Consider the following 25,287-nt stretch of genomic DNA (forward strand, 5'->3'; position numbering starts at 1 on the left):
ACAGAGGAGTTGTATACAGCTAAACGGAAGCAAATGTGATACCAGTTCCTGCCACCGTTAGTTTTTTGTTGCGTTTGGCAAGTCGGCCAGCACGCGTTCGGCCATTGCCGGCATGCTGTCGCGCACAATACGGTTCACGTCGTTGATGTTGGACTCAAAGGGCACCTTTACCCTGTTGCCGGATACCAGTTGGCCTTTGCTGTCGTAGATGCTGTAGTGCACCGTAAAGTCGCGCTGGTAGTTTTGGGCGGCGCGGTCCAGGCAGTGCTCGTAAATCGTCTTCACCTCAAACTGGTTGATGAAAACATAGTAATCGATGCCATACTGGTTGTTGAAGTAGGAGAAGAACTCCGGGTCCTTCACGGTTACGCCGAAGTGCTTGTCCGGGTCCTGCGCCACCGGAAGCACCGCTGGCTGCCCTTGCAGGCCCAGCTTGCCTTTCTGCTCCTTTACCCAGCTCAGCACATTGCCTTTTTCCTCTTTGGCGGCAGGCTGGTGGTTATACCTGGATTGTTTGTTGTCGGCGTAGGCATAGTGCAGCGACTTGTACAGGCGGCTCAGCTCGCTTACGCTGTCGCGGTACACGCCGCCCAGCAGGTGCACGGTTTCGTAGCCCTCCGGCGCCAGCATGGCGTTCAGGCGCCCCCGGAACACGTAGCGCACGTTCTGGCGCGGTATCCGTGACTGGCGCGCAATCTCATAATCGGCATCGGAGAAGTATAGGTGCGGGTCGAAAGGCACCACCAGGACACGGCTTTTGGTCTTGTAGGCGGCCGGCTTAGGCTCTGGCGCCGGAAAAGCCGACGTACTTTCTACTTTCTGAGCGGCCACTGCCCTTTCCGGCGCAGGCCTTGCCGCCGGAAAGGGTTTAGGAGCCGGGGTTGGTTTACGGGCCGGTGCGGGTGCAGCAGCCTTCTTGGCCACCGCTACTGGCGCTTTCTTGTTTGGGCTGGTCAGGAACAAGGTCTGCCCGATCTGCAGCTTGTGCCCGTTCCAGTTCTGCAGCGAGTCCAGCGGTATGCCGAAGCGGCGGGCAAGGCTGTAGTAGGTATCGCCCTGCTGCACCAGGTACACGCTGTCGGTTGGTGCCGCGGCTGCAGTAATGTTTATACTTTTGGGCCAGGCTGCCGGTGCAGCTTCAGCCTTGTTAAATGCAATTACAAAAAGAAGGATTAAGTTTGCTAAAACTACTCGAACGATGAAACTCATGGGAAAACCCTAATTAGAAGAATATCTTAAATACATCGTTAAAGATAGCAAATGCCATTAAGCCTAACAATAAAACCATGCCCACTTTCTGAGCATTTTCCAAAAAGTTATCAGACGGTTTGCGGCCGCTGATCATCTCATAGGTCAGGAACACCACGTGCCCGCCGTCCAGCGCCGGAATTGGCAGGAAGTTCATAAAGGCCAGCACCATGGAAAGCATGCCGGTGATGCTCCAGAACTTGTACCAGTTAAAGGTATCGCCGAAGATCTGGGCAATGCCGATCGGGCCGCTCAGGGATTTAGAGGCAGACACTTCGCCACGGAAGATCTTACCGAAGCCTTTCAGGTTGGCCGTGATGACGCCAAACGCCTGATCTGTGCCCATCGGGATGGCCTCGCCCAGGCTATACTCTTTGGTAGCCGTCTGCAGCAGGGGCACCGGCTGGAACCCGATTGTCCCTTCCTCGCTCACCTCGGCCTTCAGCTTCACCAGCTTTTCGTTACGCTCCACCGTCAGGGTTATCGGCTTGCCCGCGTTCTCTTTCAGGGCCCCCTGAAACTCATGGAAAAACTTTACGCTTTTGCCGTTCACCATGGTAATGTAATCCTCTTCCTGCAGGCCTGCTTTGGCGGCGGCGCTGCCTTTTACCACCTGCCCTACTTTAAAGGGCATGCGCGGCTCTACAAAAAAGCCCTGGCTCTTATCGTCTGCCAGCTTGTCCATCAGGTTCACCGGCACTTTCAGGTCAACCAACTGGCCGTTGCGCTCCACGGTATAGTATGAATTGCTGCCCAGCAGAGCATCCATAGAGCGGATGTCCTCGAAGCGCTCCAGTTGCTTGCCATTCACTGCTACCACTTTGTCACCCGTCTGAAAACCGATCTCCTGGCCCAGCTCATTGGCCACAATGCCATACTTTACCTCTTTGGCAGGTATGTACTGCTCCCCGTAATGGTAGGTAAGGGCGATAAAGATGACAATACCCGTGATCACGTTCACAATAATGCCGCCCATCATCACGATCAGGCGCTGCCAGGCCGGTTTGGCGCGGAACTCCCACGGCTTCGGCTCCTCTTTCAGTGCCTCCGTGTCCATCGACTCATCCACCATGCCCGAAATCTTCACGAAGCCCCCCAGCGGGATCAGGCCCAGCATGTATTCGGTTTCGCCTATTTTCTTGCCGAAAACCTTCGGCGGGAAGCCAATCGCATACTTCTCTACACGCATCCCGAACCACTTGGCCGTTAGCATGTGCCCCAACTCGTGTAAGCCAACTAAGATTGTGAGGCCCAGTATGAGCTGGCCCACCATGATCAATATATCCATCTAAAAAGAAAAAATTATCTGTTTTTATAGCGCTGCCGGCAAAGGCAACAGGAAGTATACTTTATTTGTTTATCAGTTCCGCAGCCAGTCTGCGGGCTTCCTCATCTGTAGTAACATAGTCCTCGTAAGAAGGATTCGCAATATACGCAACTTTTGCCATACAGCTTTCGATGATGTCGGACATCTGCAGGAAACCTACCTCGTCGTGCAGGAACGCGCTGACTGCCACCTCGTTGGCCGCATTCAAGATGCAGGGCATATTGCCGCCGCGCTCCATGGCATCAAAAGCCAGCTGCAGGTTCCGGAAGGTCTTTAGGTCCGGCTGCTCAAAGGTAAGCTGCGGGTAGTCTAAGAAGCTGAAACGCGGAAAATCAGACTTTAAACGGTTAGGGTAGCCCAGCGCGTACTGTATCGGCAGCTTCATGTCGGGCAGGCCCAGTTGGGCTTTGATGGAGCCGTCCTCGAACTGCACCAGCGAGTGGATGATGGACTGCGGATGCACCACCACCTCTATCTGCTCGTTGCGCAGCCCGAACAGCCACTTGGCCTCGATCACCTCCAGGCCTTTGTTCATGAGCGAGGCGGAGTCGATGGTGATTTTGGCGCCCATGTCCCAGTTTGGGTGCTTCAGGGCCTGCGCTTTGGTCACCTCAGCCAGTTCTGCGGCAGTTCTTCCCCTAAACGGCCCACCGGAGGCGGTCAGTATGATCTTCTCGATCGGGTTGTGGAACTCGCCGGCCAGGCACTGGAAAATGGCGCTATGCTCGGAGTCTACGGGGTAAATGTTCACGCCATGCTCCTTGGCCAAGCTGGTGATGAGCTGCCCCGCTACCACGAGCGTTTCTTTGTTGGCCAAGGCAATTTGTTTGCCTGCTTTGATGGCGTGGATGGTCGGCAGCAGGCCGGCATAGCCGACCATGGCCGTCAGCACCATGTCCACAGTGCCCATTTCCACCACCGAGCAAAGGGCTTTGCTGCCGGCGTATACTTTGATGTCTTCGTGCTGCAGCGCCTGCTGCACCTGCTCGTACAAGTCCTCGCGAGCGATAACGACTACGTTGGGCTTAAATTCCAGCGCCTGCTGCACGAGCAGGTCGGCGTTGCTGTGGGCGGTGATGACCTCCAGCTCAAAGCTCTCCGGGTTCGCCTTTATCACATCCAGTGCCTGCACGCCGATGGAACCTGTTGAGCCAAGTATGGCAATTCTCTTCATGGTGAGTTACGAATTACGAGTTCCTGGTTCCGAGTTTGTTTTGCTCTTTCCTTGGCTCGTAAGGATTATACTATTCAAAATTTTTATCAGCTCCAGACAGTCGTCATGTATGCTCTTATAATGCTTTGTCTCAATGTATCCCGTTTCATGTAAGAGCCTGAGCCAGTACGATGTTTCCCGGGCTTCTTTTCTGGCTATGCTCAGTTTATGGATAAAATCCGCAGTTGACTGTCCCCCTGTAGCTTCCTGTACATTAGCACCAATAGAGGTTCCGCTGCGCAGTACTTGCTTAGACAGCACGAATTCCTTCTTCTCTGCAGATAAATGCTGGTACATTCTAACTACCCGAACAGCGAAGGCATAAGACTTTTCTGCAATAATGCTCTTACTCATAAAGTCAACTATACCAATTCGGAATTAGGAACTCGTAACTGTGAGCAAGCCCTCGGCGAGCGAGCGGTCATTGCTCAGCCTGGGTACTTTGTTTTGCCCGCCCAGCTTGCCCTGCGACTTCATGTATTTCTGAAAGGCGCCCTTCGGCAGCGGCGTTAGCTTTAGCTTCTGCAGAATATTGCCCGCGATAAGGTCATCATAGTAGGAATTGAGCTTGCGCAGCTGCCTGTCCAGTTCCTCGGCAAAAATATCGAGGTTCAACGGCTTTTGCGAAAACTCCACCAGCCACTCGTGGTACGACTGGCCCTGGTTCTGGCTCACAAATGGTGCCACGGTAAACTCGATCAGTTCCACCTCCTTAAACTTCTGCATGGCCAGTTTCATTGCCTTCTCCACTTCCTCGCCAATCACGTGCTCGCCAAAAGCGGAAATAAAGTGCTTGATGCGGCCGCTCACAACCAGCCTGTAAGGCTCTGTGGACACAAACTTCACTGTGTCGCCGAGGGAGTAGCTCCAAAGGCCAGCGTTGCTGCTAAGCACCAGCGCATAGTTTACCCCCGTCTCCACCTGCCCGATGGTGAGGCGAGTGGGGTTCTCGCTGAAATATTCGTCGGCAGGTATAAACTCATAGAAAATACCAGAGTTCAGGAGCAGCAGCAGGCCCGGCTCGGTCTGGCTATCCTGGTAAGCGATAAAGCCCTCCGAAGCCGGAAACGTCTCGATAGAGTCCACTTGCCGCCCGATGGACTCGAACAGCTTTTTGCGGTACGGCTCAAAGTTCACGCCTCCGTACACAAACAGGTTAAAGTTCGGGAAAATGTCTTTTATCGGCTTGCCGGTCTGACGGATGAGTTTATCAAAATACATCTGCACCCAGGGCGGTATGCCCGAGATCAGCGTCATGTTCTGGTCTATGGTCTCCTCTATGATCTGGTCAAGCTTGGTTTCCCAGTCCTCGATGCAGTTGGTGCGGTAGCTGGGCAGCTGGTTGGTGCGCAAATAGCCCGGCACGTGGTGGTTGGCTATGCCCGACAGACGGCCGGTTTTGATGCCGCCCACCTCCTCCAGCTCCGGGCTCCCCGACAGAAAGATCATTTTCCCGTCCAGAAAAGCCGCTTTGCCTGTTTCGTGCACGTAGGCTAATAGCGCGTCGCGGGCCCCGTTAATGTGGTTGGAGATGGAGTCGGAGGAGATGGGGATATACTTGGTGCCGGAGGTGGTGCCGGAGGTTTTGGCCAGGTACAGCGGCTTGCCGGGCCACAGCACATCTTTCTCGCCCTGCTTCACCAGGTTAAAGTATGGCAAAAGCGCCTCGTAATCGCGCACGGGCACGGCCTTCACAAAATCGGCATGCGTTTTTATTCTTCCAAAGCCGTGGTCTTTGCCAAACTTGGTCGCCTGTGCCTTTGCAATAATCTCCTCAAAAACAGCTTGCTGCGCCTCTACCGGATGCTTTATCCAGCTTTGGTTCTGCCGGTGCACATAGGCCGCAAACGGCTTACTCAACAACGCTCTTACACCCATACATTCAGCTTTAGTAGGAAGTAAAGATAACCAGATAATGCCGCAATGCCACACCTGGCGGTTATATAAGCACAATTCCCACAAAATTATACCTTTCTCAACCTAAACCGGCTAACGCAGTATTAGTTATACATTAACAAGTATACTATTAAACATTTTTAACGATGAGAAAACACAGAGCAGAAGCCCGCTGGAACGGCGGCCTGAAGAACGGCAACGGAGAAGTAAAATCAGCCACAGGCGCCTTTCAGTCAAAGTATAGTTTCGCCTCCCGCTTCGGCGACAGCACCAGCGGCACCTCGCCCGAAGAACTGATCGGAGCGGCGCACTCCGGCTGTTTTTCCATGTTCCTGAGCGCGCTGTTGGAAAAGGAAAACCTGACACCCGACTATGTGGAGACAAAAGCCGTGGTGACGCTGGGCGAGCTGGACGGAGCGCCTACCATCCTGAAGATTGAGCTGAACACCGAGGTGAAAGCCGACGGCCTGGACAGTGAGAAGCTGCAGCAGCTGGCGCAGGACGCCAAAAAAGGATGCCCTGTTTCCAAGGCGTTGGGCGCGGTGCCCGAAATAACACTACAGGCCACGCTTAAGGAATAATTTTATTATATTGCGGTGAGCCATGCCCGGCTCAGATTGTTCCACGAAAAAATTTGATAATGGCAGTATCTGGTAGTAGCGCCCGATCGACGTTGATTGTGCAGCTAAGCCCCACGCGTAACGCAAAACTCTCTTTTACAGTGCAGCTTATACTTACGCTGTTCTGGTTAGCCTGGGCCGCTATGCTCCTTTTCTCCGCAGACCGCACGTATGAGCAGAACTACTTGTACTATGTCTTTTTCGGGCTGGCCGTTGCTTTCTTTTTCTATGTAATGCTGCAGAACACCTCTATTTTTGGGGTGCAATCCTACATTGAGGTAACGCCGCAGTACATTGTGCAGAAGTTCGGCGTGTTCCGTACCAAGCACATCATTCAAATTCCGGACATTGCCGGGGTGCACATTACGCCGCTGGCGCTGCGCGTAACGCTGAAAGATGGTGAGCAGATATACCTGGACCTGAAGCAGGTGCGCAAGAAGCGCGACCTGGACCGCATCAAGAACAAGATCCGCGACCTGGCCGAAATGCACCAGTTTGAACTGACCGACAACGTGGGCAACAACGTGTAAGCCCCCACAAGTATAAAAAAAGCGGCGGCCATACTTTGCAAAGTATGGCCGCCGCTTTTTTTATACTTGTTTATACTTTTAACCGGCTTTGGACTTAAACTTCTTCTGAAGCTCCTGGATGCTGGCTTTGAATTTCTTGTCTGTGTCGATCAGGTCGGATACAGTTTGCACGGAGTGGATCACGGTACTGTGGTCGCGGCCGCCGAAGTGGTAACCGATGGACTTAAGGGAGTGGCTGGTGAACTCCTTGGCGAAGTACATAGCCACCTGCCGCGCCGTCACGATTTCTTTCTTGCGCGTCTTGGCCTTCAGCGAGTCCAGGCTTACCTGGAAGTACTCGGCCACGGTTTTCTGGATGAAGTCGAGGTTCACCTCCGTCTCCACATCCTCAATAATATGCTTCAGCGCCTGCTTGGCAAGCTCCAGGTCAATCTCCTTGCGGTTCAGCGACGACTGCGCGATCAGCGAGATCAGCACGCCTTCCAGTTCACGCACGTTGGTATCCACGCTGTAGGCCAGGTACTCCACCACGTTGTCCGGAATGTCGATGCCGTCGCTCTGCATCTTCTTGTGGATAATGGCCATACGCGTCTCGAAATCCGGGCTTTGCAGGTCGGCCGTCAGGCCCCACTTAAAGCGGGACAGCAGGCGCTCCTCCAGGCCTTTCAGGTCGCGTGGCGGGCAGTCCGAGGTCATCACGATCTGCTTGCCTGACTGGTGCAGGTGGTTGAAGATATGGAAAAACATCTCCTGCGTCTTCTCCTTGCCGCTCAAAAACTGCACGTCGTCGATGATCAGGATATCCACCAACAGGTAAAAATTGGCAAAGTCCTGCACGTTGTTCGTCTTCAGGGACTCGATGAACTGGTTCACGAATTTCTCTGAGGAAACGTACAGCACAAACTTCTCGGGGTTGCTGTTCTTGATGTTGTTGCCGATGGCCTGCACCAGGTGCGTTTTGCCAAGGCCCACCCCGCCATAGATCATGAGCGGGTTAAAGGAAGTCGTTCCCGGTTTGTTGGCCACTGCATAACCCGCTGAGCGCGCCAAACGGTTACAGTCTCCCTCAATGTAGTTCTCAAACGTATAAGCCGGGTTCAGCTGCGAGTTCAGGAAGTTGCGGTCAATCGTCTTCGACTCGAACGGGCTTTTGATAAAGCTCTGCTCCGGCTTGTACGAGTTCACCACCGCCTGCGGAATTTTCTTCGTGGGGATGTTTACCGTCTGCGGCTTGTTCGACTCGTTGCCCCTGTCCACGATAATAGAATACTCCAGGCGCCCCTCGCTGCCAAGCTCCTGGTAAATGACCTTCTTCAGAAGCTGCACATAGTGCTCCTCCAGCCACTCGTAAAAAAACTGGCTGGGCACTTGTATGGTCAGTACGCTGTCGCGCAGGGATACAGGTTTGATTGGCTCGAACCAGGTCTTAAAACTCTGTTCGCCAATGTTTTCCTTAATCACCTGCAGGCAGTTATTCCATACAGTTGAACAGTCTTTGATCATCCAATTTTCCAAAACTACATAAGATATGCTTGGTGTAACAAAAGGCGCCTTTTATTGGCGGGGGGTTACAAATTTGCTTAATAATCTGTAAACAAAAAATTATTTTTTCACGAAGTTGTTACAGGTGTGTTCACAGGCAGAACGGCCGTTCTTACGTCGGTTTTTTGCCTTGTTTTCCTGCTGAAACTAAAATCGAGGCGGCCCAGGAAGATGCCCGACCAGCCTACCTGATTTACAAGGGTTTCGTGGCCAGAGGCATGGCGGATCAGCTCCGGCTGGTCGAGGAAGGTATGGGTGTGGCCGCCCAGGATGAGGTCGATGCCCTCCACCTGCCGGGCCAGTGTTACATCATCTATCTTACCGTCCTCATATTTGTAACCCAAGTGTGAAAGGCACACCACCAGATTACACTTTTGGTTTTGCCGCAGCTCCTGCACCATTTCGCGGGCCGTGGCCACGGGGTCCAGGTATACGGTTTCTCCGTAATTGTTCTGGCTCACCAGCCCCGCCAGCTCAATGCCCAACCCGAACACACCAATTTTTATACCTTGTTTTTCAAAGATTTTGTAGGGCGCAAACTGGTTTTTAAGGATGGTTTTGCTGAAGTCGTAGTTGGCGCTGAGGAACGGGAACGCGGCGTGCGGCAGCATTTTCTCCAGTCCCTTCAGGCCATTGTCGAAGTCGTGGTTGCCGAGGGTGGCGGCGTCATACTTCATCTGGCTCATGAGCTTGTACTCCAGCTCCCCGCCGAAGAAGTTAAAGTAGGGCGTGCCCTGCCAAATGTCGCCGCAGTCGAGCAGCAGCACGTTGGGCTCCTCCTTGCGGATCTGCTCGATCAGGCTGGCGCGACGGGCCATGCCGCCCATGCCGCCATACTTGCGCCCATCATTCGGAAAAGGGTCGATGCGCGAGTGCTGGTCGTTGGTGTGCAGGATGGTGAGGTTTATATGTTGCGCGGCCTCCGCCGAGAACGGCACGCCCATCAGGCTGATACCAGCCGCCCCTACTGCCGATGTTTTCAGGAAGTCTCTTCTTTTCATGCTTTTATACTTAAGGGAGGATGGTCACTCGTTTTGTTGTGTCGGCCGTTACGGGTTTCCCGACCTCGGTTAGCTGGCTTATCTGCTGCAGGATGGCCTCGCGCAGGAGCAAGCCTATGTTTTCATACTTCACCGCATCCTTCAGCATGTTCAGGTCATCGCCGCCGCCGGCCAGGTAGTTAGAAGTTACCAGTGTATAAGCATGGCTCGCATCGAACGGTTGGCCATTGATCCTGATATCCGTAGCCTTGCCGTTTTGCACGGTGTAGGTGGCGTTGCCGATAGGGGCATTTTTGCGCTCGGCGGCATAATCGAACAATTGCTTTACCGCTTCGCCTTTCAGCGTCAGTACCACCAACTCGTTCTCGAAGGGCATCAGCTCAAACACATTGCCCGTGGTAATCTCTCCCTCCGGCAGCGGCACACGCAGTCCGCCGTTCGTCGTCAGCGACAGGTCGATGGGTTTGCCGTACAGCGGCTCGCTCTGCGCCAGCTGCAGGTCCACCACAAAGTTGCCCAGCGGCGACTCATAGTCTCCTTTGCTCAGGGCCACGGGCGCCGTGCCCACCACTTCCGACATTTTAGACTCCACTGCCTGCCGGTATGGCGCAATCTGCGCCTCCAGCTGCGGGTCCGCGGAAACGGTGCTATCAACCGGCACATCTGTGGTGCCAAGCGCCGGCGAGGCTGCCCAGGGGCGGTGGCAACCTGCCATACTTACCGACAGCGCCAGGATAGCCGCTGCCTTCGCAAAATTTCTTTTCATGATCACATTCAGGATTCAACGCCAAAGGTACCAGCATCAGCAACACCAACCAAGAGGCATAGGTTCTGCAGCACAGCCGCCGCTTTCCCATCAACCCAACATTGCTATGTAACTTTTACAATAAAAACTTAACTTATTAAGTTTATACTATGTATCTTGTGCTTTAACCTCTCTCCTATGAAAACTAAATTGTACCTCAGCGTGTTAGCGCTCCTCCTCCTGCCCATGCTGGTGCAGGCCAATCACATTAACAGCGGCTATATCAGTTATACTATTGATCCGGATGGCCCGCGAAGATTTAACTTCACTTTAACGCTTTTAACTAACCACCACTCTCAGGCCGAAGACCCGATGGTTACGATGTACATGGGTGATGGTAATACAGTAAATGTGCCGCGCACCTCTGTGAAGAAGTATAACCACAACTATGATATAGAGACTTTTGAATGGAGCTATACCTATACCACACCCAGGCTTTACACGGTTGGCTGGGTAGGCGAAAACAGAAACTCCAATGTTCTTAATATACCTGCCCCTTCCGACCAGGCTAGCTTCTATGTTTCTACCACAGTAAGTGTAAATCCCCTGAGTCCTAACCTTCATGGAATTCATTTAGCTGGCGTGCCGTTCCTGCATGGGCGTGTGGGTGAACCTTTCAAGTATAATTTAGCGGCTTATGATGCGGATGGGGATAACCTGACCTACAAACTGGTGGCTCCTAAAAAACAGGACAAGGAAGGTAACATTGTAGCTATTGAAGGCTATGAAATGCCTGATGGGATGACCATAAACGAGTACGGAGAAATACATTGGGATGCGCCCACAGTAGCCGGCAAATATACAGTTGCCGTGCAGATAACAGAGTATAAAAACGGCGTAGAACAGGGAATCAACCATGTAGACCTGGAAATGATTATCTTAAATCCGGAAGAGGACCTCAGGCCCACCCTCAGCCTCCTGAACAAGTCGCAGCTCCTGCAGAACGATGACGGCTCGGTGCAGGTGATGCCGGGCGAGCCGCTGAAGCTGGAGTATTTTATGCGCCGCCACCCCGACACCGACGAACCTGTTAGAGCCAAACTATACAGCGAGCTTGACACCCTGGAGCTGCTGCCCATTAACATCGCTGTCCGCGACTCTGCCGATGGGCAGGCTATTACCGTAATGTTTACTCCCGGTCAGGAACTCGTGCGGGAACAGGCGTATACCCTTGCTATGTCGGCCATGGCTATTTATGATAAATACTCAATTCCCACTTATCAGGAAAAATTAATTGCAAGCTGGGACTTTACCTATATACACATAGGAAATGTGACACCCACCGCCACAGACGATGACCTGAAGAATGCTGGTTTTATACTTTACCCCAACCCTGTTGCCGATAAGTTTGTGATAGAAGCCCCGGACATGCCCGGCATGTTTGTGCTGCTGTTTGATGCCACCGGCAAAAGGGCTGGCACTTTAAAACTGCAGCCCGGCAAAAACAACTTTACCAAGCCCTCCTCGCTGGCCAATGGATTATACTTCTACACCATCTATAGCCGCCAGCAGCCTGTTGGCAGCGGAAAACTGGTGGTGCGGTAACCGAAAGCAACGTATAAATTTAAATCTAGGGGCAGCTGCAGTAGCTGCCCTTTTTGTTGCCAGAAAGTATAACGCTCGCCTCCTGCCCTTACCTTGTTTGTTATCTCCCGTACAACCTACCATGCTTCGAAAATGGAAAGAGCTTGTGCGTAAACTAAAGGAGGATATCTATACGTTATACCTTGCCTCCAAGGACCCGCGCATGCCTTTTGCGGCAAAGGTCATGGTGCTCATCACAGTGGCCTACGCCTTCAGCCCCATCGACCTGATCCCCGACTTTATTCCGCTGCTGGGTTACCTCGACGACCTGCTGTTACTGCCGCTGGGCATTTGGGTATCCATCAAGCTGATACCGCCGCCATTGCTGCACTACTACCGCCAAAAAGCTAAAGAGCAGATGCACGAGCGGCAACCTAATTATGTGATGGCCGGCATCATCGTTATACTTTGGCTGTTGATTGGCTACTGGATGTACCAGGCCTACCAGGCACGGCTGGAGTAAAGTATAGCCAAAAGCCGATATAGCCCCGAAGCAGCCTTACGCCGTAAGGTATAAAAGTCTATCTTTACAAGAAATTAGAACATTGAGCATGACAACTGACGAGCAGCAAAACCAAGAGCGCCTGTTTGCCGAGTTCACCCCGGCTACAGCGGCTGATTGGGAACAGAAAGCACGCAAGGACCTGCGCGACACGCCCCTGGAAAACCTGACCTGGCACACCTATGAGGGCATCGATATAAAACCATACTACACCCGGGAAGACATTGCCCACCTGCCTTTTACTACACAGAAGCCCGGCGACTTCCCGTTTTTGCGCGGCGACAAGACCGGCGACAACAGCTGGCTGAACGTGCAGCAGATAGAAGTGCACGGCGACGGCCGCCACGCCATCGAGAAGGCCGCTGACGCCCTGCAGCGCGGAGCTGACGGGATTTACTTTGTCGTGCACCAGCCGGAACTGTTTGATGTGGAGCACCTGATTCGTCGCATAGACCTGGGCAAGTATAGCATCAGCTACGAGGTAAAGGAGCAGCCCGATTGTTTTCTGGAGCGGCTGTATGCGGAGTTGGAGAAATGCCAGGTATCGCACCGTAACCTGAAGGGCTTCCTCAACTTTGACCCTATCTCTGTAAAAAGCAAGATCAACCACGAGGAAGGCAGGGCCATCATCAAAGCGCTGGACCTGACCAAGGATAGCCCCGACTTTTACGGCGTTACCGTGAACGGCACCAGCTTCAGCGGCATTGGCGCCTCCATTACGCAGGAGTTGGCCTATACCATAAGCGCCGCCGTAACCTATACCGATAAGCTGACCACGGCCGGCGAGCCGCTGGAATCGGTGCTGCGCAACATGCAGTTTGTGATGGCCTCGGGCACCAACTACTTCTTCGAGATAGCCAAGCTGCGCGCCCTGCGCCTGTTGTGGTCTGCCGTGGTGGAGGCTTATCAGGCAGAGCCGGCGCTGGCTGCCAAACTGCGCCTCCACAGCGTTACCTCCAGCTGGTACCAAACCACCCTCGACCCCTACGTGAACATGCTGCGCACCACCACCGAGGCCATGTCGGCCGTTATCGCCGGCTGCGACTCGCTTACCGTCACGCCTTTCGACAACACGTTTAAGGCTTCGGATGAGTTCTCGGAGCGCATCGCCCGCAACGTATCCATCATCCTGAAAGAGGAAGCCTACCTGAACAAAGCCATAGACCCGGCCGCAGGCTCCTACTATCTGGAGTCGCTGACGAACGAGCTGGCGCAGAGAGCCTGGGGCTTGTTTAAGGAAGTGGAAAGTATGGGAGGCTTTGAGGAGGCCTACAGCAAAGGATTTATACTTGGCAGCATCACAGAAGTAAGCCGCCGCAAGTTCCGCAACATTGCCACCGGCCGCGAGGTGCTGGTGGGCACCAACAAATACCCGAACCCGAAGGAGAAGATCACCTTTGACCCGGAAGCCCTGATCCAGAGCGCCGACTTTGACACCACCCGCGCCGCCTACCCCACCGAGGTCATGCGCATGGCCACCGAGCTGCACCTGCGCAAGCTCAACCGCCGTCCGAAGGCCATCATCGCCATCATTGGCGGTTCGGAGCAGCGCCAGGTAAACGCCTCGTTTGCACAGGAGTTCTTCAGCTGCGCCGGTTTTGAGACAGAAACGCAAAACTATACTTCCGTAGAAGAAGCCTCCGATAAACTGAGCGCAACAGCGGCAGAGGTAGTCGTGGTAGCGTCCTCGGAAGCAGCCTATGTACGGGAGTTCGGGCCGCGCCTGCGTAACCACCATGCCAAGCCAACGCTCATTCTGGCCGACGACCCGCAGCAGATGAAAGATGAAATGATGGCCAACGGCTACGACGAGTTTATCTTCGAAGACTGCGACATGCGCACCATCCTGGAGGTATTACACAAAAGACTGCACGGGAGCAATGACTGAAATAGTGAATGAGTGGTTGAGTGAATGATTTTTCACACTTACACACTCCTTCTACACCATAAAAAGTATGACTGAATTTTGATGAGGAATGAGTTGAAAGCATTGTTCACTCATTCACTCAACCACTCATTCAAAATGAAAATATGAAGCCTGACTTTTCGAAAACAGATATAAACAAGATAGCCTCGGCAGCGCACGGTCCCAAAGACCCGCTGCAGCCGAAGACCTGGAAAACACCGGAGCAGATAAAGGTGAAGAGCTTTTATACTTCGGAGGATGCCGCAAACTTTGAGCACCTGGAATTTGCCGCCGGTTTGCCGCCTTACCTGCGCGGGCCCTACAGCACCATGTATGTGCAAAAGCCCTGGACCATCCGCCAGTACGCCGGTTTCTCCACCGCTGAGGAATCCAACGCTTTCTACCGCCGTAACCTGGCTGGCGGGCAAAAAGGTCTTTCGGTAGCATTCGACCTGGCCACGCACCGCGGCTACGACTCCGACCATCCGCGCGTGGTAGGCGACGTGGGTAAAGCCGGTGTAGCGATTGATTCGGTAGAGGACATGAAGATCCTGTTCGACCAGATTCCGCTGGACCAGATGTCGGTGTCCATGACGATGAACGGGGCTGTGCTGCCGATCATGGCGTTTTACATTGTAGCCGCCGAAGAGCAGGGCGTAAAGCCGGAGCAACTGAGTGGCACCATTCAGAACGATATCCTGAAGGAGTTCATGGTGCGCAATACTTATATCTACCCGCCGGAGCCAAGTATGAAAATCATCGCCGATATCTTTGAGTATGCTTCGAAGAAGATGCCGCGCTTTAACTCTATATCAATTTCGGGCTACCACATGCAGGAGGCCGGCGCCACCGCCGACATCGAGCTGGCCTATACTTTAGCAGATGGCCTGGAGTATGTGCGTACCGGTCTGAAGGCAGGGATGGATATTGATGATTTTGCGCCGCGCTTGTCGTTCTTCTGGGCCATCGGCATGAACCACTTCATGGAGATCGCCAAAATGCGCGCGGCCCGTATGCTTTGGGCCAAGTTGATCAAGCAGTTCAACCCAAAGAACCCGAAGTCGCTGGCTTTACGCACACACTGCCAGACTTCCGGCTGGAGCTTAACCGAGCAGGACCCGTTCAATAACGTAACCCGTACCTGTGTCGAGGCTTTGGCCGCTGCCCTGGGTGGTACGCAAAGCCTGCACACTAACGCACTTGATGAGGCTATCGCCCTGCCAACGGATTTCTCAGCCCGCATTGCCCGTAACACGCAAATTTACCTGCAGCAGGAGACTAACATCACCAAAGTGGTAGACCCGTGGGGTGGCTCCTACTATGTAGAGGCGCTGACGCACGAGATCGCGCACAAAGCCTGGGCGCTGATGCAGGAAGTGGAAGAGCTAGGCGGTATGGCCAAAGCGATTGAAACTGGCCTGCCAAAGATGCGCATCGAAGAAGCCGCAGCCCGCAAGCAGGCCCGCATCGATTCCGGCAAGGACATCATCGTAGGCGTTAACAAGTATAAACCAGAGCAGGAGCAGGAAATTGAGATCCTGGACATCGACAACACCGCTGTTCGTGAATCGCAGCTGAAGCGCCTGGCAAGTATAAAAGCCTCGCGTGATGAAGGGGCTGTACTGAATGCGTTGCAGGCGCTGACCGATGCAGCTCAATCTGGCGTGGGCAACCTACTGGATTTGGCCGTAGAGGCAGCGCGCAGAAGAGCAACACTAGGTGAGATTTCCGATGCCCTGGAGAAAGTATACGGCAGACATAAAGCAGTAATCAGAGCTATATCAGGAGTGTATTCCGCAGAACTAACCGACGACGAAAACTTCGAACGTGCTAAGGCTATGGCCGATCAGTTTGAAGCACTGGAAGGCCGCCGGCCAAGAATCATGGTCGCTAAAATGGGCCAGGACGGCCACGACCGCGGCTCCAAAGTAATCGCCACCTCCTTCGCCGACCTTGGCTTCGACGTGGACATCGGCCCGCTGTTCCAGACCCCAGCCGAAGTAGCCATGCAAGCCGCCGAAAACGACGTGCACGTGGTGGGCGTGAGCAGCCTGGCAGCCGGCCATAAAACACTGGTACCGCAGCTCATCGAGGAACTCCGCAAGTTAGGTCGTGAGGACATCCTGGTGATCGTGGGTGGCGTGATCCCGGCTCAGGATTACGACTTTCTGTACCAGGCCGGCGCTGTGGGCGTGTTTGGTCCGGGTACCATTATCTCCGTAGCCGCGCAAAATATCCTGGACAAGCTGATCAGTTCAGTTAAGAGTTAAGCATTGTAGAGACGCAATACTTTGCGTCTTTGTAAAATTATAAAGCCGCAGTTGATTCGTTCAGCTGCGGTTTTTTTTACCTGGCGCCGGTATCCAACCGGTGACGCACAGTGTACGCGAGTCTCCAGACTCGCTTTTATACTTATACTTGTACAAGTGAGTCTGGAGACTCACTCCCACCCTCGGCACCGGATAGATTCCGGCGCCAGGATTTATTCTATCAGCACAACCTCTAACCTTCCCTTCTCACCTGCATAATCCCTGGCACTACTATAGTACCAATGCTCCGGCTCCTCCACAAAGCCAGCCTTTACCGGGTTCTGATGCAGGTACTCCAGCCGTTGTTCCATTAGCTCATTCGTACTCAACTCCACGTAATGCCCACCCAATTGCCAGAACTGGTATTCGCCATGGCTAGCGCTTTTCTCTCCTGCACTTTTAAACATCCACAGTAGCCAATTCTTCCGGCTCTCCCTCGAGTTCATTTTAACAGCATCCACCAGAAACCTGGAAGTATACTTCTTCAGGTCCCGCAGTACATCCGTCAACTTAGGCGCAGAACAAAAGAGATGTACATGGTTGGTCATGATGCACCATGCGTATACTATTAAATCCTTCTTTTGCTGACAATAGCTTATACTTTCGCACACCAGTTCACAATAGTCACGGCGGGTGAACACATCTGCCCACTCCACCACAGTCAGCGTTACAAAATATATTCCGTCAGGATTATGTGCTTTATATTTCAGGCTCATAGAGATATAGACGCAGCAGCAAACACCTCCGTTTAAACTTTCCCCTCCCCCACTGGTTTCATACCTGCAGAATCCCATACTTCACCTTTACCATGAAGCTAAAACACATCCTCATCGCCCTCGCTGTAGTCCTCATCGGCTGGTTTATCTACGACACCCTATCTATACCCAGTGTAGATGACCTGGAGGGCGATTTTAAAGAAGTGGCCATGTACCGCAACGAGAACAATACTGGGCCTGTCATACGGCTTTATGCGGTGACGGTGGCGGATACCCTGTGGCAGCAGATGGAGCAGTATGGCGACTATATGCCTCACACTAAGTATGGCAACACCAAAGTATATTTCTTCCTGAAAAATAATCCTGTACCTTCTCAAGTATACCCCGGCGAGAGCAACTTTGAAGCACGATTTCAAGAATTTGCTGTAGCCAGATATGAAAAGGATGCGATGGGACAGGTTTCATTTGTGCGTTACCCATACGAATAGTATACTTGTCGCCTTGCTCCGAATCCACGTATGAGTAACGAATCACTTACACACAAAAAGAGCAGGACATGAGGTATACTTTTAGCACTTTAACTTTTAGCCTTCTGTTACTATTACCGTTTACCTTCGTTATACAGCCGCTGCGGGCACAGGAGTTGTACAGGCCGGAGCAGGATTTAGGAGAGTTGTTCGAGCAGGTACAGCTGCAGCACGTTTTCCCGGACTCCAAAACCTTTCCGGATGCCGTGCCGCTGGCGCCGCCTAAGCAGATCCTGGAAGCTTATCAGCAACAGAAAAATCAGCGTGGCTTTAGCCTGGAGGCCTTTGTGAAGGAATACTTCCAGATGCCCCCGCAGCCAGCCACCGGCTTCACCACCGACACCAGCCTTTCGGTAACACAGCACATTGAGCGCCTCTGGCCCATACTTACCCGCGAGCCGGGTGCCGACGGCGGTTCCCTGATTCCGCTGCCGAAGAAGTATATTGTGCCGGGTGGCCGCTTCCGCGAGATCTATTACTGGGACAGCTTCTTTACCATGCTCGGCCTGCAGGCCAGCGGCGAAACAGAGCTCATCCAAAGTATGGTCGATAACTTCACGCACCTCATCAACACCACCGGCCACATCCCGAACGGGAACCGCACTTACTACCTCAGCCGCTCACAGCCGCCGTTCTATGCACTGATGCTGCGGGTGCTGGCGCAGCAGAAAGGCCGCGAGGTGCTCAAAACCTACGCCCCCGCCCTGCGCAAGGAGTATGATTTCTGGATGGATGGCTCCGAGCAACTATCAGCCGCTAACTCAACGCACCGCCGCGTGGTGCGCATGCCCGACGGCAGCATCCTAAACCGTTACTGGGACGACCAGCCGGAGCCGCGCCCTGAGTCGTACCGCGAGGATGTGGAGCTGGCGCAGGAGTCGGGCCGCAATCCGGAGGAAGTATACCGCAATATTCGGGCAGCCGCCGAGTCGGGCTGGGACTTCAGCAGCCGCTGGTTTGCCGATGCACAGAATCTCGGCACCATCCACACCACCGACATCATACCTGTAGACCTGAACGCGCTGCTCTACCACGTGGAACTGACGCTGCAGGAGATGTCCGTACTGAACGGGAACAGAACCGAGGCCAGGGAGTTTGAGCGCCGCGCCAAAGCCCGCCGTGATGCCTTGCTTAAGTATAACTGGAGCGATGAAGCTGACTTCTTCTACGACTACGACTTCGTGAAGGGCACCACTACCAACATCCCTTCGCTGGCTGCCGTGTACCCGCTATACTTCTGCATGGTTAAGAAGAAACAAGCCGATGCCGTGGTGCAAAAGCTGGAGGAGGATTTCCTGCAGCCGGGCGGCTTAGTAACTACGCTTCACCGCACCGGCCAGCAGTGGGACGCCCCGAACGGCTGGGCTCCGCTGCAGTGGATGAGCATACAGGCTCTCCGCAACTACAAGCACGATAAACTGGCCGACACCATCGCACAACGCTGGATGGAGCTGAACGAAGCGGTTTTCCAGAACACAGGCAAGCTGATGGAGAAGTATAACGTTACCGACATTAGCCTGCAGGCCGGCGGCGGCGAGTACCCGAATCAGGACGGCTTCGGCTGGACCAACGGCGTGCTCCTCAAGCTCATCTCCCTAAACCCGCAACTGCAGGAGGAGGTGCTGCAGGAAGTGGAGATGCAGGAGTAAGGTATAGATTAAATGATCAGAGTGAAGAGGCATGATATCGTGCCTCTCTTTTTGCTTTTACCCGTCGCAGGAGAAGAATTTCTTTACTGCCCAGCACTTAGGTGCTACGCTTGCAAGGTTCTCTGCCTAAAGACCTCGCGGCGTCCGGAGGTCCCGCGAGCGTCTGGCTTGTCTGAATCAGGATTTACAGGACTTGCAGATGAACAGGATTGCTTGTAGCGCCGGTTCCAACCACCCCTGCCCCTCTCCCGAAACAAGTCCGGGATCTGCGACTTGGCTAAGGAGGGGAATTATCAGCACAAGTTTGAACCCACCCCTGGCCCCTCCGAGGAGGGGAATTCAGCTCTGTAGCCAAAGCCGTAGCTATCGAACCTGGTCCCAGTCCTTGGGTTGAGCGCCTATGCGAGTTTTTCCGGTTACGAACGGTAGTGAGGCAGCCCGAGGCACGAGGGCAGGAAAAGCTCCCAGCGCGATGCCCAAGGACGAGGCCTCCCGGCCTTGAGGGCACCAAAGTTGGAGATGGAAAAGACCGCTTGTAAGACTGAGGATGAACGGCAATTAGAAAGAATAGCTTGGTTAAAGCTGCGGGAGGCGGAGGCTATAGCAAGGCACAAGCGGACGCTTGCGCCAGATAAAGGCCAGAAAGGCAATTAACCAGTATACGACTACTTACTCCTCCCCTATACTTGGCACTAGGTTTGCAAATACATCGTTAATAGCAAAACGAAGATTCATGATCAGACTTAGACATATAGCCGCCGCAGCCATACTTACCTTCAGCAGTTTTGCCGCACTGGCACAGGGCGAGCGAGACAACTGGTACTTCGGCAAAGGCGCCGGCATTATCTTCTCAGGCGATTCCGCCACAGCCACCAACAGCAGATTGTTCACCGAGGAAGGCAGCGCCACCATCTCCGACGCGGAAGGAAATTTACTTTTCTACACCAACGGCATCACCGTCTGGAACAAGGAGCACCGCGTGATGCCCAGCGGCAACGGACTGATGGGCGGAAAGTCCTCCACGCAATCAGCGCTTATACTTCCCAAACCCGGCAGCAGCAACATCTACTACATTTTCACCACCGATATACAGGCCCAGTCCGATGGCTTGCGCTATACCGTCGTGGATATGACGAAGCAGGAAGGCAAAGGCGACATCACCTCGCGCAACAACTTCCTGATCGCGCCGGCTACCGAGAAACTCACGGCTGTGCGCCACAGCAACAATAAAGATTGGTGGGTGATAGCGCACCGCTGGAACAGCAATGGGTACATGGCTTTCCTTGTGAATGAAGAGGGCGTTGAGACGCGGCCGGTTTTGAGTATGGTAGGCACCGTACACGGAGGCCCCAACCGCAAAGCCATCGGCTACCTCAATGCCTCCCCGGACGGCACCAAACTGGCCTCTGCCCTTTGGGATGCAGACAGCAACTTCGAGATACTGGACTTTAACCGCAGCACCGGCAAAGTTTCTAACCCTGTACTCTTGAAAGGTTTTGAAGAAGCCTATGGCGTGGTTTTCTCTCCGGATGGCAGCAAGCTTTACGGCACGGCCAACGGCATTGGCGGCGGCAAGGCGCAGATCGTGCAGTTCGACCTGAAAGCGGGCAGTCCGGAGGCCATCGTCAAATCTGCCGTGGTGGTGGGCACTTCCCAAACCCGCCGTATTGGGGCACTGCAACTGGGGCCGGATGGCAAGATCTACGTAGCGCGTCAGGACAGCTATCACCTGGGCGTCATCAACAACCCGAACGCCAAAGGCAAGGCCGTTCAGTATGTGGATGATGGCTTTCACCTGGGCAAGCAGAAAAGCGACCTGGGCTTGCCAAACTTCGCTCAGGGCATCAGCAAGTAAAGTATAAAGTATGACTCCATAAAAGGCTGGCTTCCGTTCTGGGGCCAGCCTTTTCTTTTATACTTTGCGGGATGATTTATACTTTGGATGGCACAGCAACCTATAAATCTTATTTTTGTAAAAGAGTATGATTTGCTAACACCAAACCCTTACCCCTTGGCCAAACGATTCAGCCCCGAAAAGTATGTAGAAGGCATTTTAGCCGGCGACCGCGTGATGTTGAGCCGCGCCATAACGCTGGTGGAAAGCCGCCTGGCTTCTGACCAGGAGCTGGCGCAGGAGGTGGTGAACCGGGTGCTGCCGCATGCGGGCAAGTCGGTGCGCATTGGTATAACCGGTGTGCCGGGCGTAGGTAAAAGTACCTTTATTGAAGCTTTTGGCAATTACCTGATAAAGGAGCAGGGAAAGAAGCTTGCCGTGCTGGCCATAGACCCTACCAGCCAACGCTCCGGCGGCAGCATCCTTGGCGACAAAACCCGCATGGATTCCCTTTCCACCAATCCGCAGGCCTTTATCCGTCCTTCTCCGGCAGGCAAGTCGCTGGGGGGCGTGAGCCGCAGCACCCGCGAGAGCATTATACTTTGCGAGGCCGCCGGTTTCGACACCATTTTTGTGGAGACCGTGGGCGTGGGGCAGTCCGAGACGGCCGTACATGCTATGGTAGATTTTTTTCTGTTGCTGATGCTGGCGGGCGCCGGCGACGAATTGCAGGGCATTAAACGCGGCATCATGGAAATGGCCGATGCCATTGCCATCACCAAGGCCGATGGCGAGAACGTGGGCAAGGCCAAGGCCGCGCGTGCCGAGTATCAAAGCGCCTTGCACCTGTACCCGCTGGCCGCTTCGGGCTGGATGCCCCAGGTCAGCACCTGTTCCGCCCTCCAAAACACCGGCCTCGACACCATATGGCAAACTATAGCTGATTACCTGGAGCTTACAAAAGGCAACGGCTACTTTAAGAAGAAACGCCACAACCAGAACCTGCAGTGGATGTATGAGGCCATCCGCCAGGGTTTGGAGGATAACTTTTATGCCCACGAGCAGGTGAAGGTGCAGCTGCCAGGTATAGCTGAGCAGGTGAAAGAAGGTAAAAAGTCTGCTTTTGCGGCGGCGGCGGAGTTGTTGCGGTTGGTGTAGTATCGGTTCTCCCCTGCTCCTCCCCCGAAACAAGCTCATGATCCAAGCCTTGGCTAAAGCGGGAAGTTATCAGCAGGTGTAAACCCACCCCTTGCCCCTCCCGAGAGGGGAATTATACTTGTTCCATAGCCGAGGCAGCAGCTATCGAACCTGATCCCAGTCCTTGGGTTGAGCGCCTTGTGAGATCCGGTGCCCGCTAAGGGCAGCCGCAGCGCAGCGGAGGCAGGAGGGAACACAGCGCGATGCCCGAGGACGAGGCCTCCCGGCCTAGGAGGGCACTAAAGCTAGAGATGCAACTATAGGCATGTAAGACTGGAGGATGAACAGCAGCTAGAGAATATAGCTTTGTTACAATTGTGGAAGATAGTAGTTAAAAGCACAAGCGGACGCTTGCGCTATAAAAGGTTTAGAGAGCTTCGCCATAGTATATAATATGGATTTTCAAGCCAGTTGAGTTACCCTGTCCCGAAGCATTTCGGTGAAACTCAACATCATAAAAGGACACAAGTATAAATACTTGCGCCAGAAGAGGGTTATAAAGTATAAACTCCTGCTAAAACAAAAACAGCCAGCCCATCTCTGAACCAGCTGCTTTCTATCAATAAGTAATTCTTTATCGCGCTTCCTCCAGGCTAACCTTTGCCCATTTGCAGATGCCGCCGAGCGGTGGGTTAAACTTGTACACGTTCACCTTCACCGAAGAGACAAACGGGAACTGTACGTATACTTTGTCGATGATACGGTGACCGAGGTGCTCCAGCAAGCGCGCGGGGATTTTCATCTCTTCCAGTACCAGCGCATATAGTGCCTCATAATTCACCGTCTCGTCCAGGTTATCGGATTCGGCGGCGCGGCGCAGGTCGGTGTTGATGATCAGGTCTATGCCATACTTGTTGCCGATCCGCTGCTCCTCATCATAAAACCCGTGGAAGGCAAAGAACTCCATGCCCTCCAGTGCAATCTGCCCCATCTGCTGCTTAGCCTATCTCGTCGAAGAAAGAGCCGCCTGTTTTAGGCTTCACTGTAGCGCCATTCGTAACGAACGAGTTGCGCGATGGCTCCGTTAGCGGCGGCTGTATCTCGGGCTGGTCTGGCTGCACGGGCTGTATCTCCGGCACGGGCTGCTCAATGTCCGGGGCAGGCACGCGGCCAGGGTAGTCCGGCTCCGGCTGCTCTATTTCCGGCGATGGCACATTTGGCACCATTGGGTCGGGCGTACTTGGCACCTCCGGCTGTGGCTGCGTAACGTCCGGAGCCGGATCGCCGATGGCGTTGCTTGCTGTAAGAGCCACCGGTGCGTTTTCTGCTGTCGATTCCGGCAGTTGGTATGTGTTATTGTTTGATGTCTTGTCCATATCTTTCAAATTTTTCAGCAACTCCGAAGAACTTACCTCGGTGTTGGCTGCTTTCGAAAGAATACTGTGTGTACCGGCTTTAGGTTTTGCTTTGGCCTTGTCGGCGTTCTCCAGCGTTTCGCTGGCCAGGTTGCGCAGGTCGCGTACCAGGTGGTCCATATAGTTCTCCATCTGGCGGCACTCCTGGTCCAGCGACTTCACGTGCTGCTGCATCTCGGCAATTACGCGCTCCGACTGGCGCTGCGCCTCCTCCAGCATCTGGCGGGCCTCGTTGCGGGCACGGCTCATAATTTCATCCGCCTTCAGCCCCGACTCGCGTGCCTGCAGCTCTGCCGATTTCTTGGCCTGCTCTAGTATACTGTTACCAGTGTCTTCAGCTGTTTTCAGGGTTTTGTAAAGCGATGACTCCACCTCGCGCAGCTTCTGGGTCTCGCGGTGCGCGGCGTCCAGCTTCATGCGCAGGTCTTTGTTTTCATCCTGCAGCTTCTCCCACTGCTGCGAGAGCGTCAGCAAAAACGCATTTACCTCATCCTTGTCTAGTCCTCTAAATGCCTTTTCAAACGTTTTTTGCCTGATCTCTAACGGTGTAATCTTCATAACTCAAAAATTTATATCCCAAACCGAAATGGTGCGGTCATCGCTACACGAAACTAACTGATTCTGGTGAGCCGACCAAAATAATTTATTTACCGAGGTGCCGTGGCTCGCATGTCGCACTTTATCAATCACTTTCAGCAACTTAAAGGTCTGCGCGTCCCACAGCTTTATGGATTTATCCATGCTGCAGGTGGCAAAGTGCTTGCCGCCGGGGCTGTAGGCAATATGGTTGATGGTGTACATGTGCGCGATCAGGTATCCCTGATGGGTATAATTTTGCCCCACCTCCCACACCCGCAGGTGCGCATCGCGGCCGCCGGTCAAAAGCAGCTTGCCGTCCGGCGAGTAGGCCACCGTAAACACAGAATTGGTATGCGATGCCAGCTCATACTTCAGCTCCATACTTAGTACATCGAAGATCTGCACGCTATGGTCGCTGTAGCCCACAGCCAACTCGCTAGTATACTTGTTGTAGGCCAGGCTGCGCGCGCTTTTCTCTGTTTTCCGGATGATGGTCTGCAGCTCGAAAGTTTCGCCATCCAGCACGGCCACGCCGCCGTTGCCCAGCGCCACATATACTTTGCCAGCCTCTGGAGTATAAAGTATATCAAAAATGGCCACCTTGGGCAGCGGCACCGACTTCAGTATTTTTTTACTTTCCAGGTCGATCACCTGCACGCCTTCGTTGTTCTGCCCGATGAGCAGCAGGTTGCGCTCCGGCAAGTGGCACAGCGCATAAACCGAACCGTTTACCCGTGCCACCAGCTCACCGGTCTCAGGCTCCAGCAGGTTCCAGGCCACCACCATGCCATCGCCGGCTGCCGAAAAAAAAAGATGCTCCTTCCCTGCCGGCTCCAGCGTATACACACTGTCGCGGTGGCCTGTAAGCGTTGCCAGTTTCTCTACGTGTACCTTGCTTGCCATGCTGCCTGTTTAGCTGTTGTGTTAATTTTAGCCTAAATTTACAA

At 53.7% G+C, this 25,287-nt stretch carries 22 protein-coding genes; 10 read left to right on the top strand and 12 right to left on the bottom strand.

Annotated features, from left to right (window positions below; translation table 11 throughout):
* Positions 1–57 precede the first annotated feature (57 nt).
* The 5 genes from FJM65_RS06350 to FJM65_RS06370 all read right to left on the bottom strand — a co-directional run bounded on the left by FJM65_RS06350 (position 58) and on the right by FJM65_RS06370 (position 5,666).
* A complete protein-coding gene (locus tag FJM65_RS06350; protein ID WP_140620661.1) occupies positions 58–1,209 on the bottom strand; it encodes a LysM peptidoglycan-binding domain-containing protein in 1,152 nt (383 codons plus the stop codon).
* A 13-nt stretch (positions 1,210–1,222) separates the two neighbouring features.
* Complete coding sequence (rseP, locus tag FJM65_RS06355) at positions 1,223–2,536, bottom strand: RIP metalloprotease RseP (RefSeq protein ID WP_140620664.1); 1,314 nt, start codon at positions 2,534–2,536, stop codon at positions 1,223–1,225.
* 61 nt (positions 2,537–2,597) lie between these two features.
* Positions 2,598–3,749 (bottom strand): 1-deoxy-D-xylulose-5-phosphate reductoisomerase, encoded by a 1,152-nt coding sequence (locus tag FJM65_RS06360; protein ID WP_140620666.1) that lies wholly within the window; start codon positions 3,747–3,749, stop codon positions 2,598–2,600.
* Positions 3,750–3,755: 6 nt separating this feature from the next.
* Positions 3,756–4,142, bottom strand: a complete 387-nt coding sequence (locus FJM65_RS06365) for a four helix bundle protein (protein ID WP_140620668.1) — start codon at positions 4,140–4,142, stop codon at positions 3,756–3,758.
* Between the two features lie 24 nt (positions 4,143–4,166).
* A complete protein-coding gene (locus tag FJM65_RS06370) occupies positions 4,167–5,666 on the bottom strand; it encodes a GH3 auxin-responsive promoter family protein (RefSeq protein ID WP_140620671.1) in 1,500 nt (499 codons plus the stop codon).
* Between the two features lie 164 nt (positions 5,667–5,830).
* On the opposite strand from FJM65_RS06370, the gene FJM65_RS06375 reads away from it, so the two are divergent.
* Positions 5,831–6,265 carry an OsmC family peroxiredoxin gene (locus FJM65_RS06375; RefSeq protein ID WP_140620673.1) on the top strand — a complete coding sequence of 145 codons (435 nt, stop codon included), beginning with the start codon at positions 5,831–5,833 and terminating at the stop codon, positions 6,263–6,265.
* Positions 6,266–6,324: 59 nt separating this feature from the next.
* Positions 6,325–6,834, top strand: coding sequence for a hypothetical protein (locus FJM65_RS06380; RefSeq protein ID WP_140620675.1), 510 nt, complete (start codon positions 6,325–6,327; stop codon positions 6,832–6,834).
* Between the two features lie 78 nt (positions 6,835–6,912).
* Here the strand turns inward: FJM65_RS06380 and dnaA are convergent, their stop codons facing one another.
* The 3 genes from dnaA to FJM65_RS06395 form a co-directional block, all read right to left on the bottom strand.
* Entirely contained in the window at positions 6,913–8,337 is a 1,425-nt protein-coding gene (gene dnaA, locus FJM65_RS06385) for a chromosomal replication initiator protein DnaA (RefSeq protein WP_140620678.1), read from the bottom strand.
* Between the two features lie 107 nt (positions 8,338–8,444).
* Entirely contained in the window at positions 8,445–9,377 is a 933-nt protein-coding gene (locus FJM65_RS06390) for a metallophosphoesterase (RefSeq protein WP_140620680.1), read from the bottom strand.
* Between the two features lie 10 nt (positions 9,378–9,387).
* Positions 9,388–10,143, bottom strand: coding sequence for a 5'-nucleotidase C-terminal domain-containing protein (locus tag FJM65_RS06395; RefSeq protein WP_140620682.1), 756 nt, complete (start codon positions 10,141–10,143; stop codon positions 9,388–9,390).
* A 177-nt stretch (positions 10,144–10,320) separates the two neighbouring features.
* Here FJM65_RS06395 and FJM65_RS06400 point away from each other — a divergent pair, with 177 nt between their 5' ends.
* From FJM65_RS06400 to scpA, 4 genes are all read left to right on the top strand, one after another.
* The gene (locus tag FJM65_RS06400; protein ID WP_140620684.1) at positions 10,321–11,727 is read left to right on the top strand and encodes a T9SS type A sorting domain-containing protein; all 1,407 of its coding nucleotides are present in this window, start codon (positions 10,321–10,323) and stop codon (positions 11,725–11,727) included.
* Positions 11,728–11,848: 121 nt separating this feature from the next.
* Positions 11,849–12,229, top strand: coding sequence for a YkvA family protein (locus tag FJM65_RS06405; protein WP_140620686.1), 381 nt, complete (start codon positions 11,849–11,851; stop codon positions 12,227–12,229).
* An 88-nt stretch (positions 12,230–12,317) separates the two neighbouring features.
* Positions 12,318–14,156: a methylmalonyl-CoA mutase subunit beta gene (locus FJM65_RS06410; RefSeq protein ID WP_140620688.1), complete on the top strand. Its 1,839-nt coding sequence runs from the start codon at positions 12,318–12,320 to the stop codon at positions 14,154–14,156.
* Between the two features lie 143 nt (positions 14,157–14,299).
* Positions 14,300–16,444, top strand: coding sequence for a methylmalonyl-CoA mutase (gene scpA / locus FJM65_RS06415; RefSeq protein WP_140620690.1), 2,145 nt, complete (start codon positions 14,300–14,302; stop codon positions 16,442–16,444).
* Between the two features lie 212 nt (positions 16,445–16,656).
* Here the strand turns inward: scpA and FJM65_RS06420 are convergent, their stop codons facing one another.
* Positions 16,657–17,199 (bottom strand): REP-associated tyrosine transposase, encoded by a 543-nt coding sequence (locus tag FJM65_RS06420; RefSeq protein WP_140620693.1) that lies wholly within the window; start codon positions 17,197–17,199, stop codon positions 16,657–16,659.
* A gap of 92 nt (positions 17,200–17,291) precedes the next feature.
* Between FJM65_RS06420 and FJM65_RS06425 the strand changes: the two genes are divergently transcribed.
* The 4 genes from FJM65_RS06425 to meaB all read left to right on the top strand — a co-directional run bounded on the left by FJM65_RS06425 (position 17,292) and on the right by meaB (position 22,367).
* Positions 17,292–17,687 carry a hypothetical protein gene (locus FJM65_RS06425; protein ID WP_140620695.1) on the top strand — a complete coding sequence of 132 codons (396 nt, stop codon included), beginning with the start codon at positions 17,292–17,294 and terminating at the stop codon, positions 17,685–17,687.
* A 68-nt stretch (positions 17,688–17,755) separates the two neighbouring features.
* Positions 17,756–19,375: an alpha,alpha-trehalase TreF gene (gene treF / locus FJM65_RS06430; RefSeq protein WP_140620697.1), complete on the top strand. Its 1,620-nt coding sequence runs from the start codon at positions 17,756–17,758 to the stop codon at positions 19,373–19,375.
* Positions 19,376–20,108: 733 nt separating this feature from the next.
* Positions 20,109–21,230, top strand: a complete 1,122-nt coding sequence (locus tag FJM65_RS06435) for a WD40 repeat domain-containing protein (protein WP_140620698.1) — start codon at positions 20,109–20,111, stop codon at positions 21,228–21,230.
* A 156-nt stretch (positions 21,231–21,386) separates the two neighbouring features.
* Positions 21,387–22,367, top strand: coding sequence for a methylmalonyl Co-A mutase-associated GTPase MeaB (gene meaB / locus FJM65_RS06440; protein ID WP_140620699.1), 981 nt, complete (start codon positions 21,387–21,389; stop codon positions 22,365–22,367).
* A gap of 613 nt (positions 22,368–22,980) precedes the next feature.
* Here the strand turns inward: meaB and folB are convergent.
* From folB to FJM65_RS06455, 3 genes are read right to left on the bottom strand one after another with little or no spacing between them, the layout of a single operon-like run.
* The gene (folB, locus tag FJM65_RS06445; RefSeq protein ID WP_140620700.1) at positions 22,981–23,337 is read right to left on the bottom strand and encodes a dihydroneopterin aldolase; all 357 of its coding nucleotides are present in this window, start codon (positions 23,335–23,337) and stop codon (positions 22,981–22,983) included.
* Positions 23,338–23,344: 7 nt separating this feature from the next.
* Complete coding sequence (locus FJM65_RS06450; RefSeq protein WP_140620701.1) at positions 23,345–24,319, bottom strand: DivIVA domain-containing protein; 975 nt, start codon at positions 24,317–24,319, stop codon at positions 23,345–23,347.
* 3 nt (positions 24,320–24,322) lie between these two features.
* On the bottom strand, positions 24,323–25,243 hold the full coding sequence (locus tag FJM65_RS06455; RefSeq protein ID WP_140620702.1) for a WD40 repeat domain-containing protein: 921 nt from the start codon (positions 25,241–25,243) through the stop codon (positions 24,323–24,325).
* Between the last annotated feature and the right edge of the window lie 44 nt (positions 25,244–25,287).

The organism is Pontibacter mangrovi (assembly GCF_006385705.1).
In the GTDB taxonomy this organism is placed as follows: domain Bacteria; phylum Bacteroidota; class Bacteroidia; order Cytophagales; family Hymenobacteraceae; genus Pontibacter; species Pontibacter mangrovi.